Below are 13,936 nucleotides of genomic sequence, written 5' to 3'. Positions count from 1 at the left end.
TGCTGATGCTTCTGGACACCCCGTCCCTCTACTTCCGCGCCTTCTACGGCGTGCCGGAGTCGATCAAGGCTCCCGACGGCTCGCCGGTCAACGCGGTACGCGGCCTCATCGACATGATCGCCACCCTGGTGCGCCAGCACTCCCCCGCGGAGCTCGCTGCCACCATGGACGCCGACTGGCGGCCCGCCTTCCGGGTGGCGGCCATCCCGACGTACAAGGCCCACCGCGTCGCCCACGGCAACACCGAGGTGGTGCCCGAGGCCCTCGTGCCGCAGATCGCCGTCATTCAGGAGGTGCTCGACGCCGTCGGCATCGCCCGCCTGGAGTCGCCCGGTTACGAGGCCGACGACGTCATCGGCACGCTCACCCACCAGGCGAGCGGCGCGGTCGACATCGTCACCGGCGACCGCGACCTGTTCCAGCTGGTCGACGACGCCCGCCCGGTCCGCGTCCTCTACACCGCGCGCGGCATCCGCAACCTCCAGATCGTGGACGAGGCGTTCGTCACCGCCAAATACGGCATCCCCGGCCGCGGCTACGCCGACTTCGCCACGCTGCGCGGCGACCCCAGCGACGGGCTGCCCGGCGTCGCAGGCGTGGGCGAGAAGTCCGCGGCCGCCCTCATCACCCGCTTCGGCTCCCTCCAGGCGCTGCTCGCCGCCCTGGACGCGGGCGAGACCGACGGCTTCCCCGCCGGCGCCCGCATCAAGCTGGCCGCCGCCCGCGACTACCTGAGCGCCGCCCCCGCCGTCGTCAAGGTGGCCCCGGACGCGCCGCTCCCGCCCGCCGACCTGACCCTGCCGGACAAGCCGCGCGACCCGGAGGCGCTGGTGGCGCTGGCCGACAGGTACGGCCTGGACGGCCCGCTCAACCGCCTGCTCGACGCCCTGCGCGGCTGACCTGCGGCCGGCCTGCGTCCTTTCACTCCCACCGCACGTCGGCGCGGGTCCCTTCGGGAGAGAAGGGACCGGTGCAGGCCCGTGGGAGAGGCGACTGGTGCCGGCCCCTTTGCGAAAGGGACCGATGCGGGTTCGTCCGGGAGAAGAGCGCCTTCGTCCTCTTCCCAAGGGACGTCCGCCGAAGTATGGGGGTGGCGGAGGAGCGGCAGGGGACCGCAGCGCGGGTCCCCTCGGGCCGGGAGGTGGTGGGGTCAGGTGGTCAGGCAGGCGCGGACCGCGTCCTGGGCGGCCTCGCGCAGGCGGGCGTGCACGACGACGTTCTCCTCACGGTCCGTCCGCACCTCGACCACGCGCGGCCCCTCGCCGCGCAGCGCCTTCGGCAGGTCCGCCACGTCCGACACCAGCGTGTACGGCGTGCCCGTCGCCGCGGCCACGTACGCCAGGTCGACCCCGTGCGGCGTGCCGAAGACCCGCTCGAACGGATCCCGGATCGCCGCCTGGGGCAGCAGCGAGAAGATGCCGCCCCCGTCGTTGTTGACCACCACGAGGCACAGGTCGGGCCGCGGCTCGCGGGGCCCGAGGATCAGCCCGTTCTGGTCGTGCAGGAACGACAGGTCGCCCAGCAGCGCGAACGCCGGCCCGTTGTGCGCCAGCGCCGCCCCCATCGCGGTCGAGACCAGCCCGTCGATGCCGGAGGCCCCCCGGTTGGCCATCACCCTGATGCCGCGCCGCGGCCGCATCGCCTGGTCCAGGTCGCGGATCGGCATCGAGGAGCCGCAGAACAGCAGCGAGCCGTTCGGCAGCGCGTCCACCAGGTCTCTGGCCAGGCGCGGCTCGCTGGTCCCCGAGGCGTCGAGCACCTCGTCCATGGCCGCCCGGGCCGCGAGGTCAGCCCGCCGCCAGGCGTGCAGCCAGCTGTCGTCGCCCGCGGCGACGGGGATCTCCACCGCCTGCGCCACCTGCGTGGCCGACCGGGTCGGGTCAGGCCAGCGGTCGAGGTCGGGCGCCACCACGATGTGCTCCCCCGCCCGCCGCAGCCACGACAGCAGCGGACGCGACAACCCCGGGCGGCCGAGCGTGACCACCACGTCGGGCCGGTGGCCGTCGGCGAACTCGGGCGTGCCGAGCAGGTAGTGGTAGGCCGAGATGGCGTGGTCGCCGTAGCGGGCGCCGCCGTGCGGCTCCGACAGCACCGGCCAGCCCGCCATGCCGGCGGCGGCCACGTAGCGGCGCACGTTGGCCGCGCCGTCGCCGACGACCAGCACGCCGCGCCGGGTCGGCGGGATGTGCAGGGCGATGGGCGGGGGCGCGACCCTGGCCCGCACCCAGGGGCCGCCGGCGCCGTTGTCGAGCGGCTCGCACCACGTGGTGTCGCCGTCGGGGATCAGCGGCTCCCTGAAGGCCAGGTTGAGGTGGACTGGGCCCGGGTTGGCCGGGCCGGCTGCGCGCTGGTAGGCGCGGCAGGCCAGCGACCGCCAGTAGGCGACCTGCCCGGGACGGTCCTCCGGCACGCCGACCTCGGCGAACCAGCGGGTCGCGCCGCCGAACAGCTTGATCTGGTCGATCGTCTGGTTGGCGCCGGTGCCACGCAGCTCGGGCGGACGGTCGGCGGTGAGCACCAGCAGCGGCACCCCCGCCTCGGCGGCCTCGATCACGGCCGGATGGAAGTTCGCCACCGCGGTGCCGGACGAGCAGATGAGCGCGACCGGCCGCTCGGCGCGCTTGGCCAGCCCGAGAGCCAGATAGGACGCCGAGCGCTCGTCGATGCGCACGTGCAGGCGCACCCGCGACTCGGCGTGCAGGGCCAGCGCCAGCGGCGCGGAGCGCGAGCCGGGCGCCAGCACCACGTCGGTCAGGCCGCAGCGCACCAGCTCGTCGACCAGCACCGTGGCCAGCGCGGTGGCGGGGTTCAACGTGAGGCCTCCTGCATCCGGCGAAGCCACTGGGGAGATTCAATCTCAAATGCCGACAAAAGCTGAAAATTTACCGAGGGGCGGCGGACCACCAGCTCGCCGTCCACCGGCACCAGCGAGTCGTCCACGACGTCACCCGCCAGCAGCGACATCGTGCCGAGCCCGCACGCGTACGGCAGCGAAGGCAGCGCCGCCGCCAGCGCCAGCCCCGCCGCCAGGCCCACCGAGGTCTCGACGGCGCTGGAGACCACCGCGGGCAGCCCGCACGCCTCCACCACGCGCAGCGCGTTGCGCACCCCGCCGAGCGGCTGCACCTTGACCACCGCGACGTCGGCCGCCTCGGCCGCCCTCACCCGCAGCGGGTCTTCGGCCCGCCTGATCGACTCGTCGGCCGCGATCGGCACGTCGCACGCCCGCCGCACCGCGGCCAGCTCCTCCAGCGTGGCGCACGGCTGCTCGGCGTATTCGAGGTCGTACTTGTCCAGCCGCTTCAGCCGCCGCACGGCCTCATCGACGCTCCACGCGCCGTTGACGTCGACGCGCAGCCGCCCCGCGGGGCCGAGCGCGTCGCGCACGGCCTCCACCCTGGCCAGGTCGTCGTCGAACGTCTGCCCGCGCTCGGCCACCTTGACCTTCGCCGTGCCGCAGCCCGAGCGCCGCACGATGTCGTGGGCCTGCTCGGCGTCCACGGCCGGCACGGTGGCGTTGACGGGGACCCGGTCGCGCACCGGCTCCGGCCAGCCCTCGAAGGCCGCCTCACGGGCGCACGCCAGCCAGCGGGCGCACTCGCGCGGGCCGTACTCCGGGAACGGGGAGAACTCCCCCCACCCCGCCGGGCCGTGCAGCAGCACCCCTTCCCTGACGGTCTGCCCCCGGAAACGCGTGCGCATCGGGATCCTGAAGACCACGGGTGACACGGGAGAACGCGCCACGACCCTCCCCGCTTTCCCTGCGCCGCCGTCCGACCTTGTCGCCATTAACCTTACGAGCATGTGGAGGAACCCGTCGCATCCGGACCGCCCGCTGCATGCCATTGTGCAGCCTCCCGGACCCGCGCTGTTCACGGCGATCCGCGACGCGCTCCACGGCGACGGCCCCGCCGTCCTGCCCCTCGCTCCCGGCCACTCCCCCGATGCCATGATCGCCGCGCTGCGCCCCACCCACGTGGACGGGGTCCTCCAGGACGGCGGCGCGGGCGTGCCGCCGGACGTCGCCGTGGTGATCGCCACCAGCGGCAGCACGGGCGCGCCCAAGGGCGTGATGGTGTCGGCCACCGCGCTGCGCGCCTCGGCGGCGGCCTCGCTGCGGCGCCTGGAGGCGTCCAAGGGCGAGCGCTGGCTGTGCTGCCTGCCCGTCTCCCACGTCTCCGGCCTGCAGGTCCTCGTACGCGCCCTGATGTCGGACAGCGAGCCGATCATCCATGCCCGCTTCGACCCGCGCGCGGTCCTCGACTCGGGCGCCGACCACGTCTCGCTGGTGCCCACCCAGCTGCACCGGCTGGTGGAGCTCGGGGCCGACCTGTCGGTGTTCCGCACGATCCTGCTCGGCGGCGCCGCCGCCCGCCCCGGCCTGCTGGAGCGGGCCAGGGACCTCGGCGCCAGGGTCGTCACGACGTACGGGATGAGCGAGACGTGCGGCGGCTGCGTGTACGACGGCCAGCCCCTTTACAATGTAGATCTCAAAATCGGTGACGACGGACTGATCCGGATCTCCGGCCCCGTGCTGTTCTCCGGCTACCGGTTCGGCGGCCCCGCGCCGCTCGACGACGGCTGGTTCGTCACCTCCGACCTGGGCGAGCTGGCCGGCGGGCGGCTGCGCGTGCTGGGCCGCGCCGACGACGTGATCAACACCGGCGGGGAGAAGGTCGTGGCCACCGCCGTGGCCACGGTGCTCGCCGGACACCCCGCGATCGCCGACGTGGCCGTGATCGGCGTACCCGATCCCGAATGGGGCGAGCTGGTCACAGCCGTCGTGGTGCCCGCGGACCCCGACACGCCGCCCACGCTTGCCGAATTGCGGGCATATTCCCGCGATAGGCTTCCCGTTCACGCCGCCCCGCGCGGCCTGCGTCTGGTCTCCGGCCTGCCGCTGCTACCCAACGGAAAGACCGATTTGGTACGGCTGAAAGCAGGAACCTGACGAGTTGCGGCTGCGTCATAGTGGGGAGAAGGAGGGAGCCTTCATGGACCAGACCCGCAAGATGTGGGCATCCGTGGCCGTCGTCGGCGTCATCGTCGCCGGTGGCGCGTCGGTCGCGGCGGCCGCCTCCGCGGGCAAGCTCGATCAGGTCAGCAAGGAGACCAGAGCAGTGGTGGAGAAGGCCACACCGTCCGGCCCGCAGGAGCAGCCGACCCCCGACCCCAAGACCACCGACGGCATCGTGGTCTCCGAAGAGGTCAACCCGGATCCCGGCGAGGTCCTCGAATACTGGACGGATCAGCGCATGGAAGACGCCGAGCCCATGCCCATGCCGGAGGTCGGACCAGGAGAGATCCGCGTGGGCGAGTAAGGCCCGCACGAGGGGGCGGCGCCAGGTGGCGATCCGCCCCTTTTTCGGCTTTTCGGCCACACGGGAACAAATGACGGCAGATGGCGTTATTGATACTGGTGCGCCGTGCGGACAAGCGAAGCCGCCACGCCACAATCTGCCCGATCGCTTCTAACTCCGTACGGAGGAGGTGTCCTCATGCCCGGAACCGCCGTGGCGACCCCACCCGCGACTCTCGACCAACTGCTTGAACGAGGGCGTAGCCAGGGTCACCTTTCTCTGGCGGAACTGCGTGACGCGTTCGCCGAAGCCGGCATCAGCCCCTCTGAGGGTCGTACGATACTCCGCGAGCTGTCGGAGGCAGGCGTGAGCCTGGCCGCCGAGAACGAGCCGTCTCTCAGCAAGACCGCCCCCAAGAAGACCACCAGGAAGACCACTCAGCCGAAGTCCGCCGCGGAGCAGGAGGAAGCCGCTCCGAAGAGGGCTCCGGCCTCGCGATCAAAGGCTACCGGCCGCAAGGCCGCCAAGGCAAAAACCGCCGCGCCGGACGCGGCGAACGGCGTGGCCAAGGGCGTCGTCCCCCCCGAGCCCAAGCCGGAGCACGTGGAGGACGTGCCCGACGACGACCTCGTCATGAACGCCGAGGAAGCCGAACTCGAGACCGAGCAGCTCGACCTGGACGACACGGCGTCCACGATGGGCGACTCGGTGCACACGTACCTGAAGTCCATCGGCCGCCGCACGCTGCTCACCGCGGCGCAGGAGGTCGAGCTGGCCCGGCGCATCGAGGCCGGCCTGTACGCCGAGTACAAACTGGAGACCCAGCCCGACCTGCCCCTGGACGTCCAGGAGGACCTCCGCATGGTCGTCGAGGACGGCAGGCAGGCCAAGGACCACATGCTGGAGGCCAACCTCCGGCTGGTGGTGTCGGTCGCCAAGAAGTACACCGACCGCGGCATGTCCCTGCTGGACGTGGTCCAGGAGGGCAACCTGGGGCTGATCAGGGCCGTGGAGAAGTTCGACTACACCAAGGGCTTCAAGTTCTCCACGTACGCCATGTGGTGGATCAGGCAGGCCATCCAGCGCGGCTTCGCCGACTCGGCCCGGACGATCCGGCTGCCCGTTCACGTGCTGGAGATGCTCTCCAAGCTGTCGCGGGTCGAGCGTGACATGCACCAGCGGCTGGGGCGGGAGCCCACGCCCGAGGAGCTGGCGGTCGAGCTCGACAAGACGCCGGACCAGATCGAGGAGCTGCTGCGCACCAGCCGCCAGCCGATCTCGCTCAACGCGACGATCGGTGAGGACGGGGAGACCACGATCGGCGACCTCATCGAGGACGTCGACTCACCGGAGGCCTCGGAGATCGTCGACCGCCAGCTGCTGGGCGACCAGCTGCGGGGCGTGCTCGACAATCTCTCGCCCCGGGAGTCGAAGATCATGGCCCTGCGGTTCGGCCTGGTGGACGGCAAGCCGCATACGCTGGACGAGATCGGCAAGCACCTGGGGCTGACCCGGGAGCGGATCCGCCAGCTGGAGAAGGAGTCCCTCTCCAAGCTCCGCCACCCGAGCAACACCCGCCCGTTGCTCGACTGGGCCAGCTGACCACCGAAGCCCCGGCCACACCCCCGTGTGACCGGGGCTTCCTCGTCTTCACCGCCCACGCCCCCGGCGTCAGGGCCCTTGAGCGTCAGCGGGTGGTGGCGGGGAGGGGCCGGGGAACGCTCGGGATCCCCCACAGCCGGTTCTCCTCGCGCAACGTACGCAGCCGATCCACCTCGGCCGTCCACATCCGCCCCGCAGGCGTCGCCTTGGCCTTGCGCCGCGCGATCCGGTCGTCATAGGCCTTCACACCGAACGTCGCCCGCTGCCCCGCCTCGGCGGCCCGCAGCGCCTCGGTCAAGGCCCGGTCGAGCGCCCGCCCCGCGGCCAGCAGCTCGATCTCGTCGGCCGCCGCGGCCCGAAGCTCCCGCAGCGTCTGCTCAGCCTGCCGAGCCTTCTCGAGCAGCTCGGGGAAGCTCTTGGAGATCTCCTGGTCCGCGTGATAGCGAACCTCGGCCTCCCGGCTCACCCGCGGACGGAAAAACGCCATCGACCCTGCCCCTTCGCCCTGCTGATACGTGGCTGATACGTGTTCAAGGGCCAAGGGTACGCCGTCTGACGACACGCCCGGAAATCGGCCCGCCGCACCGCCCTTTACATTGTAAGATGATCACCATGCCCGCCAAGAGGCCACCGGTCCCGCTCTCCCGCGAGCGCATCATCGAGGCCGCACTCCACATCGCCGACAGCCAGGGCCTGCGCCGGCTCACCATGCGCCGCCTGGGCGACGCGCTCCAGGTCGAGGCCATGGCCATCTACCATCACCTGCCCCGCGGCAAGGAGGCGCTGATGGACGCCCTGGCCGAGCACGTCACCACCGTCCACGTGGAGCAGGGCCCGACCTGGCAGGAGACCGCCAAGGCGTGGTGCCGGGCCGGGCGGGAGCTGCTGCGCGAGCATCCGGGCGTGCTGGCCCTGGCGCTCACGAAGCCGCCCAAGGGCGCCACGGCCATCGCCATCAGGGAGCAGACCGAGCAGCTCGCCGACGGGGGCCTGGACAACGCCGCCGAGGCCGTACGCGCGCTGCGGGCCTTCGTGTTCGGCAGCGTGGCCGTCGAGGTGCAGCAGTCCGGCTGGGCCGATCCCGAAGTTGACGAATGGGTCAGGAGGGATGAAAGGGCCGATGTGGACTTCGAGCGCGGACTCGACGCTCTTCTCAAGGGTTTGCAAACGTGATGCGCGTGTCGCGCTTGGCCCGTTATCCTGCTTAAGGCACGCTGTGTCGAAGGTCACACGTTCCGGGGATCCTCCTGTAACAGTCCGAACGGACTATGTCGGAATATGTGACGCACGCCGCACACTTGCCAAAAGAACAACCCGAGTCCGCTCCCGCCCTCAACGGGGGCATCCCACGAGATATCGGAGGCACGCCGATGTGCCCGCACGTCCCGGCTTGTCCGGATGCAGAGGCGCCTGACCGCGAGAAGGCACGCACCCTCGCCTGCCACCCTGAGCAGGGGTGGAGCCTGCTCTGCAACGGCGTCGTCCTGTTCGAGGACACCGGGGAGCTCCTGCCCAGCGGCGCAGCCATCGAGCCGCACCGGCCCGTCGTCGGCGCGGCCTGAGCTACGCCCGCGCGTAGTGGACGATCCACTCCGCCACGATCTCGCCCACCCGGGCGGGGTCCCGCTTGAGGTCATGCCCCTCGCCCGGCAGCACCACCAGGCGCGCCGCGTCCGCGGCGTCGGGGATCCCGAACGGATCCCGGTCCCCGCTGACGACCAGCACGTCAACCCCGGCGCCGCGCAGCTCCTCGGCCCTGGAACGCTCCGGCTTACCCGGCGGATGCAGGGGGAAGGCGAGGGCCACGACCGCCGCCGCGCCGACCGCCTTGGCCGTACGGCAGGCGACCCGCGACCCGTTGCTCCGCCCGCCCTGCACGACCGGCAGGCCGGGCCACCGTGAGCGCAGCTCCTTGAGCACGATCTCCCACGCCTCGTCCTGCCTGGCCGGCGAGCCGGGCGCCCGCGCCCCGGCCACCCTGAAGGCCTGCGTCACCCTGGCCACGCTCACCCCGGCGGCGAGCGCGGCGTCGCGCACGGCCATCAGGTCCGGAGCGTCCACTCCCCCGGCGGACCCGTGGGTGAGCACGAGCAGCAGCCGGGGATCGGCCACCTCGTCGATCTGGACCAGCGCCGGCCCTCGCGGGGTCATGACCTGCATGGCAGAACCGTACCTTCGGACGATCCCGTCCTCGGCCTCAGGGCTGATGACGGCGCGCCCCGCGCCCAGGATGATGGTGGCCATGCACGACAAGCGCCCGCTCAGGGACGACCTGCAGGCCACGCTCGACGCCCGTCGCGAGCTCGGCCCCGACTACGAGGCCGCGCTCGTGGAGTCGTTCGTGGAACGCCTCGACGCCACGATCGCCGCCCGCGTCCAGGCCGAGCTAGGCAACCACGGTGTGAGCCCTTACGGCCCGCCCTACGCCCCGCCCCCTCCCAAGGCCAAGAACCCCGGCGCCGCCATGATCCCGATCACGCTCGGCTCGATGGGCATCGGCATCCCGCTGACGGCGATCGCGGCAGGCAATGCGGGGCTGGTGGGGCTGACGATCTGCTGGCTGGCGATCGTCCTCATCAACGTGGCCGCCGCCGGGGCCATCATGCGCCGCGGCTGAGCAGCCGCGTACCCGCCGCGGGTCAGGCGTCGCGGTGGTAGCGCAGCCGCACCTCGGCGGCCAGCGTCTCGTCCTCGTGCTCCAGCCCGTACGACCAGACCTGGTCGGCGTCGTCCGGCCGGCCGCGCAGCGGCAGCGTCCGGGCCAGCAGCTCGATGGCCAGCGCACTCGTCTCGGGGTCGGCCCCGCCCTGCACGGTCTCGGCGAACTCGGCGCAGGCCAGCTCCAGATGCGCGATCCCGAGCTGCACCCGCAGCCCCGGCACCTCGTCCTCGGGCGCCGCCTCCAGCGCGTCGATCAGCACGTCGGCCGCAGGCCCGGGCTCGCCGTGCTCCAGCAGCAGGTCGGCCAGCAGCCGCGCCGCGTGCGCCCCCACCCGGGGATCCCCGGCCGCCATGGCGGCCCTCAGCTCCTTCTCCGCCTCGTCGAGGCTCGCCGCCAGCCGGGCCAGCGCGAGATGCGCCAGCGGCACGTACGCGGCCGTGCCGACGCCCAGCACGGCCTGCCAGGCGGCCCTGGCCTGCTCGGCCCGCCCCTCGCGCTCGAAGCCCTGCGCCAGGTGGCAGGCGGCCTGGGCGGCGTATTCGGGATGCCCGGTGGCCAGCGCGGTCCTCGCCGCGGCCCTGGCTCCCTCGACGTCGCCGCGCTCCTCCAGCACCACGGCGAGCCCGACGGCGGCTTGGGCCCGGTCGGGGCCCTGCGGGTCGGCGACCAGGCGGCTCAGGATGGCCGCGGCGCCGTCGAGGTCGCCCGCCTCCGCGAGGCGGCGGGCGGTGTCGAGAGGCGGGGTCTCCAGCTCTGAGGACGTCAAGAGAGCTCCTTCTGGCGACGGTCGCACCGAAGCCTAACGACTTCTGGCGATCATGTCTGCTCACTTGACGCCGAAGGACTGGCCGATGCCCTTTTCGCCCTGTCCGGCACCCCCGGTGAAGGACTAGTCCTCGTAGGCCTCCAGCGGCGGGCAGGAGCACACCAGGTTGCGGTCGCCGTACGCCTGGTCGATGCGCCGCACCGGCACCCAGTATTTCCCGTCCCGCAGCGACGGCACCGGATAGGCGGCCTCGCTCCGCGTGTACGGGTGCGCCCACTCGTCGGCGGCGACCGCCTCCGCCGTGTGCGGCGCGTTCCTGAGCGGGTTGTCCGACTTGTCGTAGTCGCCCGACGCCACCTTGGCGATCTCCCCGCGGATGGCGATCATCGCCTCCACGAACCTGTCGAGCTCGCCGAGGTCCTCGCTCTCGGTCGGCTCGATCATCAGCGTCCCCGCCACGGGGAACGACATGGTGGGCGCGTGGAAGCCGTAGTCGATGAGCCGCTTGGCCACGTCGTCCACGGTGACGCCGGTCTCCTTGGTGATCTGCCGCAGGTCGATGATGCACTCGTGCGCCACCAGCCCGCCCCGGCCGGTGTAGAGCACCGGGTAGTGGGGGGCCAGGCGCCGGGCCAGGTAGTTCGCCGACAGGATGGCCTGCTCGGTGGCGGCCGTGAGGCCGTCGGTGCCCATCATGCGGATGTACGCCCACGAGATCGGCAAGATCCCCGCCGACCCGTACGGCGCCGCCGATACCGGTCCGACCGGCGTGCCGTCGTGCAGCGGGTGGCCGGGCAGGTAGGCCGCCAGGTGGGCGCGCACCGCGACCGGGCCGACGCCGGGCCCGCCGCCGCCGTGCGGGATGCAGAACGTCTTGTGCAGGTTGAGGTGGGACACGTCGGCCCCGAACTCGCCCGGCTTGGCCAGGCCCACCAGGGCGTTGAGGTTGGCCCCGTCGACGTACACCTGGCCGCCGGCCTCGTGCACCTTGGCGCACACCTCGGTGATGGACTCCTCGTACACGCCGTGCGTCGACGGGTACGTCACCATGATCGCGGCCAGCGCGTCGCGGTGCTTGGCGATCTTGGCGTCTAGGTCGGCCAGGTCGACGTTGCCGTCGGAGTCGCAGGCCACGACCACCACGCGCATGCCGGCCATGACGGCGCTGGCCGCGTTGGTGCCGTGGGCGGAGGACGGGATGAGGCAGACGTCGCGGCCGCTCTCACCGTTGGCCCGGTGGTAGGCGCGGATGGCCAGCAGCCCGGCGAACTCGCCCTGCGAACCGGCGTTCGGCTGGAGCGACACGGCGTCGTAGCCGGTGACCTCGGCCAGCCAGCGCTCCAGCGTGCCGATGAGCTCCAGGTAGCCCTCGGCCTGGGCCTCGGGCGCGTACGGGTGGATCCCGGCGAACTCCGGCCAGGTGATCGGCTCCATCTCGGTGCTGGCGTTGAGCTTCATCGTGCAGGAGCCGAGCGGGATCATCGAGCGGTCGAGCGCGATGTCCTTGTCCTGCAGCTTGCGCAGGTAGCGCAGCATCGCGGTCTCGGAGTGGTGGCTGTGGAAGACGGGGTGGGTGAGGTACGGCGTCTGGCGCAGCAGCGAGGCGGGCAGCGCGTCGCCCGCGCTCTCGACGTCCACCTCCCCGTCGGAGGCGCCGAACGCGCCCCGCACCGCGGCGACCTCGGCTGCCCCGGTCTTCTCGTCGCAGGAGACCGAGACGTGGTCGTCGCCGGCCTGCCAGAGGTTGATCCCGCGCTCGGCCGCGGCGGCGACCACCTCGGCGGCCCGGCCCGGCACGCGGACCAGGACGGTGTCGAAGAACGTGTCGTGCACGACCTCCAGGCCGGCGCGGCGCAGCCCGTCGGCGATGGACACGGCGTGCCGGTGCACGCGGCGGGCGATGCGGCGCAGGCCCTCGGGGCCGTGGTAGACGGCGTACATGCCCGCGATGACGGCGAGCAGGACCTGCGCGGTGCAGATGTTGCTGGTGGCCTTCTCGCGGCGGATGTGCTGCTCGCGGGTCTGCAGGGCCAGCCGGTAGGCGGGGTCGCCGTCGGCGTCCACCGACACGCCGACGAGCCGGCCCGGCATCTGCCGCTGCAGGCCCTCGCGGACGGACATGTACGCGGCGTGCGGCCCGCCGAACCCGAACGGCACCCCGAAGCGCTGTGAGGAGCCGATCGCGATGTCGGCGCCGAGCTCGCCCGGCGCGGCCACGAGCGTGAGGGCCAGCAGGTCGGCGGCCGCCACGACCAGCGCGCCCGCCTCGTGCGCCGCCGCGGCCACGGCGCGGAAGTCGCGCAGCCGCCCGGAGGCCCCGGGGTACTGGACGAGCACGCCGAAGCACTCGGGCAGCTCGCCGTCGAGGGAGTGCTCCACGAGCGTGATGCCGAGCGGCTCGGCCCTGGTGGCGAGCACCCGCTTGGTCTGCGGCAGCGCGTCGGCGTCGACCACGAACACGCTGCTCTTGGACTTGCCGGCACGGCGGGCCAGCGTCATGGCCTCGGCGGCGGCGGTGGCCTCGTCGAGGAGGGAGGCGCCGGCGACGGGGAGGCCGGTGAGGTCGGAGACGACCGTCTGGAAGTTCAGCAGCGCCTCGAGCCGGCCCTGCGAGATCTCCGGCTGGTACGGCGTGTACGCGGTGTACCAGCCCGGGTTCTCCAGCAGGTTGCGGCGGATGACCGCGGGCGTGATCGTGTCGTGGTAGCCCAGGCCGATCATGGAGGTGAGCACCCGGTTGCGGCCGGCGAGCTCGCGCAGCTCGGCGATCGCCTCGGTCTCGCTCGCGGCGGCGGGCAGCTTGAGCCGGTCTTTGGCCCTGATGGCCTCGGGGACGGCCACGGCCACCAGGTCGGCCACCGACTCGAAGCCGACGGCCTCGAGCATGCGCTGCTGCTCGGACTCCGAGGGGCCGATGTGCCGGGTGAAGAACGGCGGAGCTGACAGGTCGGTCATGGAGAGTGCCTCCTGAGGCTTATGGAGACCGGCGCCAGGGCGCGGGCGAGTGCCGGATCTCCCCACTCTGTCAGCGCGGCGTCGCCGCGACCTGAGAGCTTCACCCCCGGGCGGGGGCTTGCACCGTCGGTGAGGCGCACCTGGCGGGCGCGCCTGCTTTCCAGAGTTGCCTCGCCCGAGCGGTACAGGATGCCTGAGAGATTCCGGGGAGGGTTGCTCCTTCGGCGCCCTGGGACGTGAAGCCCCAGGGACTCTCCCGCACGGGGTCGTCAGCCTTGCTGTCCTAGATTACAACCCTACGTGTTACGGGCGAATGACCCTGCCCGGTCGCGTCGGCCCGAATCACCGGTTTCCGGGCGTCCACCGAGGGCCTCGTCTTCCGCGTCCCACCACGGCAGGCCTGCTCTCCCCCGCCCCGCCGGCTTCGACGGAGGTCCACTCGCGGAAGCCGCACTTGGGCGGGGCCTTGACATCTGCGAAGGGGCGGCACGGAACCGATCGTGCGGAGAAGGGGGAACGCTCGCCTAGTGTCATGCGCCTGAAATTCGTCGGCAATATTTAGCGAGGGATTCCAGGATCTCTTCGGCGGTTTTGGTCCAGACGAACGGCTTGGGGTCGTCGTTCCACTGATCCATCCAGTCGCGGATGTCC

The 13,936-nt window shown here is 72.2% G+C and carries 13 protein-coding genes, 1 pseudogene and 2 riboswitches; of the genes and pseudogenes, 7 read left to right on the top strand and 7 right to left on the bottom strand.

Going from position 1 to position 13,936, the window contains the following annotated elements; genetic code table 11:
- Positions 1–5: 5 nt before the first annotated feature.
- Positions 6–899 (top strand): 5'-3' exonuclease, encoded by an 894-nt coding sequence (locus tag ID574_RS50800; RefSeq protein WP_188196390.1) that lies wholly within the window; start codon positions 6–8, stop codon positions 897–899.
- A gap of 251 nt (positions 900–1,150) precedes the next feature.
- Here the strand turns inward: ID574_RS50800 and menD are convergent, their stop codons facing one another.
- Positions 1,151–2,812, bottom strand: a complete 1,662-nt coding sequence (gene menD, locus ID574_RS50795; RefSeq protein WP_188196291.1) for a 2-succinyl-5-enolpyruvyl-6-hydroxy-3-cyclohexene-1-carboxylic-acid synthase — start codon at positions 2,810–2,812, stop codon at positions 1,151–1,153.
- On the bottom strand, positions 2,809–3,702 hold the full coding sequence (locus tag ID574_RS50790; protein WP_442939434.1) for an o-succinylbenzoate synthase: 894 nt from the start codon (positions 3,700–3,702) through the stop codon (positions 2,809–2,811). Before ID574_RS50790 ends, menD begins: the two co-directional genes overlap by 4 nt.
- Positions 3,703–3,802: 100 nt before the next feature.
- Between ID574_RS50790 and ID574_RS50785 the strand changes: the two genes are divergently transcribed.
- The 3 genes from ID574_RS50785 to ID574_RS50775 all read left to right on the top strand — a co-directional run bounded on the left by ID574_RS50785 (position 3,803) and on the right by ID574_RS50775 (position 6,902).
- Entirely contained in the window at positions 3,803–4,951 is a 1,149-nt protein-coding gene (locus ID574_RS50785; RefSeq protein ID WP_188196290.1) for an AMP-binding protein, read from the top strand.
- Positions 4,952–4,994: 43 nt separating this feature from the next.
- Positions 4,995–5,321 carry a hypothetical protein gene (locus tag ID574_RS50780; RefSeq protein WP_188196289.1) on the top strand — a complete coding sequence of 109 codons (327 nt, stop codon included), beginning with the start codon at positions 4,995–4,997 and terminating at the stop codon, positions 5,319–5,321.
- 177 nt (positions 5,322–5,498) lie between these two features.
- Positions 5,499–6,902: an RNA polymerase sigma factor gene (locus ID574_RS50775; protein WP_188196288.1), complete on the top strand. Its 1,404-nt coding sequence runs from the start codon at positions 5,499–5,501 to the stop codon at positions 6,900–6,902.
- Between the two features lie 85 nt (positions 6,903–6,987).
- On the opposite strand, the gene ID574_RS50770 is transcribed toward ID574_RS50775, so the two are convergent.
- Positions 6,988–7,389, bottom strand: a complete 402-nt coding sequence (locus tag ID574_RS50770) for a hypothetical protein (protein WP_188196287.1) — start codon at positions 7,387–7,389, stop codon at positions 6,988–6,990.
- A gap of 125 nt (positions 7,390–7,514) precedes the next feature.
- On the opposite strand from ID574_RS50770, the gene ID574_RS50765 reads away from it, so the two are divergent.
- On the top strand, positions 7,515–8,075 hold the full coding sequence (locus ID574_RS50765) for a TetR/AcrR family transcriptional regulator C-terminal domain-containing protein (protein ID WP_188196286.1): 561 nt from the start codon (positions 7,515–7,517) through the stop codon (positions 8,073–8,075).
- A gap of 197 nt (positions 8,076–8,272) precedes the next feature.
- A complete protein-coding gene (locus ID574_RS50760) occupies positions 8,273–8,464 on the top strand; it encodes a DUF5999 family protein (protein ID WP_188196285.1) in 192 nt (63 codons plus the stop codon).
- A 1-nt stretch (position 8,465) separates the two neighbouring features.
- On the opposite strand, the gene ID574_RS50755 is transcribed toward ID574_RS50760, so the two are convergent.
- The gene (locus ID574_RS50755) at positions 8,466–9,062 is read right to left on the bottom strand and encodes an alpha/beta hydrolase family protein (protein ID WP_188196388.1); all 597 of its coding nucleotides are present in this window, start codon (positions 9,060–9,062) and stop codon (positions 8,466–8,468) included.
- A gap of 82 nt (positions 9,063–9,144) precedes the next feature.
- On the opposite strand from ID574_RS50755, the gene ID574_RS50750 reads away from it, so the two are divergent.
- Positions 9,145–9,519, top strand: a complete 375-nt coding sequence (locus ID574_RS50750; protein ID WP_188196284.1) for a hypothetical protein — start codon at positions 9,145–9,147, stop codon at positions 9,517–9,519.
- A gap of 22 nt (positions 9,520–9,541) precedes the next feature.
- Here the strand turns inward: ID574_RS50750 and ID574_RS50745 are convergent, their stop codons facing one another.
- From ID574_RS50745 to ID574_RS61015, 3 genes and pseudogenes are all read right to left on the bottom strand, one after another.
- Positions 9,542–10,330, bottom strand: a complete 789-nt coding sequence (locus ID574_RS50745; protein ID WP_188196283.1) for a tetratricopeptide repeat protein — start codon at positions 10,328–10,330, stop codon at positions 9,542–9,544.
- Between the two features lie 123 nt (positions 10,331–10,453).
- Positions 10,454–13,285: an aminomethyl-transferring glycine dehydrogenase gene (gene gcvP, locus ID574_RS50740; RefSeq protein ID WP_188196282.1), complete on the bottom strand. Its 2,832-nt coding sequence runs from the start codon at positions 13,283–13,285 to the stop codon at positions 10,454–10,456.
- Positions 13,286–13,342: 57 nt separating this feature from the next.
- Positions 13,343–13,455: riboswitch (glycine riboswitch) on the bottom strand.
- Positions 13,456–13,554: riboswitch (glycine riboswitch) on the bottom strand.
- Positions 13,555–13,815: 261 nt separating this feature from the next.
- Positions 13,816–13,936 (bottom strand): annotated as a pseudogene (locus tag ID574_RS61015) (IS630 family transposase); the annotation flags it as partial.

It is taken from the genome of Nonomuraea sp. SYSU D8015, from assembly GCF_008065375.1.
In the GTDB taxonomy this organism is placed as follows: domain Bacteria; phylum Actinomycetota; class Actinomycetes; order Streptosporangiales; family Streptosporangiaceae; genus Nonomuraea.
This window is presented reverse-complemented; position numbering and strand designations above follow the sequence as displayed.

Excerpts from the sequence above, each read along its gene's own strand:
- ID574_RS50800 (WP_188196390.1), top strand. The coding sequence starts at position 6 with ATGCTTCTGGACACCCCGTCCCTCTACTTCCGCGCCTTCTACGGCGTG.
- ID574_RS50790 (WP_442939434.1), bottom strand. The coding sequence starts at position 3,702 with ATGCGCACGCGTTTCCGGGGGCAGACCGTCAGGGAAGGGGTGCTGCTG.
- ID574_RS50785 (WP_188196290.1), top strand. The coding sequence starts at position 3,803 with ATGTGGAGGAACCCGTCGCATCCGGACCGCCCGCTGCATGCCATTGTG.
- ID574_RS50780 (WP_188196289.1), top strand. The coding sequence starts at position 4,995 with ATGGACCAGACCCGCAAGATGTGGGCATCCGTGGCCGTCGTCGGCGTC.
- ID574_RS50775 (WP_188196288.1), top strand. The coding sequence starts at position 5,499 with ATGCCCGGAACCGCCGTGGCGACCCCACCCGCGACTCTCGACCAACTG.
- ID574_RS50770 (WP_188196287.1), bottom strand. The coding sequence starts at position 7,389 with ATGGCGTTTTTCCGTCCGCGGGTGAGCCGGGAGGCCGAGGTTCGCTAT.
- ID574_RS50765 (WP_188196286.1), top strand. The coding sequence starts at position 7,515 with ATGCCCGCCAAGAGGCCACCGGTCCCGCTCTCCCGCGAGCGCATCATC.
- ID574_RS50760 (WP_188196285.1), top strand. The coding sequence starts at position 8,273 with ATGTGCCCGCACGTCCCGGCTTGTCCGGATGCAGAGGCGCCTGACCGC.
- ID574_RS50755 (WP_188196388.1), bottom strand. The coding sequence starts at position 9,062 with ATGCAGGTCATGACCCCGCGAGGGCCGGCGCTGGTCCAGATCGACGAG.
- ID574_RS50750 (WP_188196284.1), top strand. The coding sequence starts at position 9,145 with ATGCACGACAAGCGCCCGCTCAGGGACGACCTGCAGGCCACGCTCGAC.
- gcvP (WP_188196282.1), bottom strand. The coding sequence starts at position 13,285 with ATGACCGACCTGTCAGCTCCGCCGTTCTTCACCCGGCACATCGGCCCC.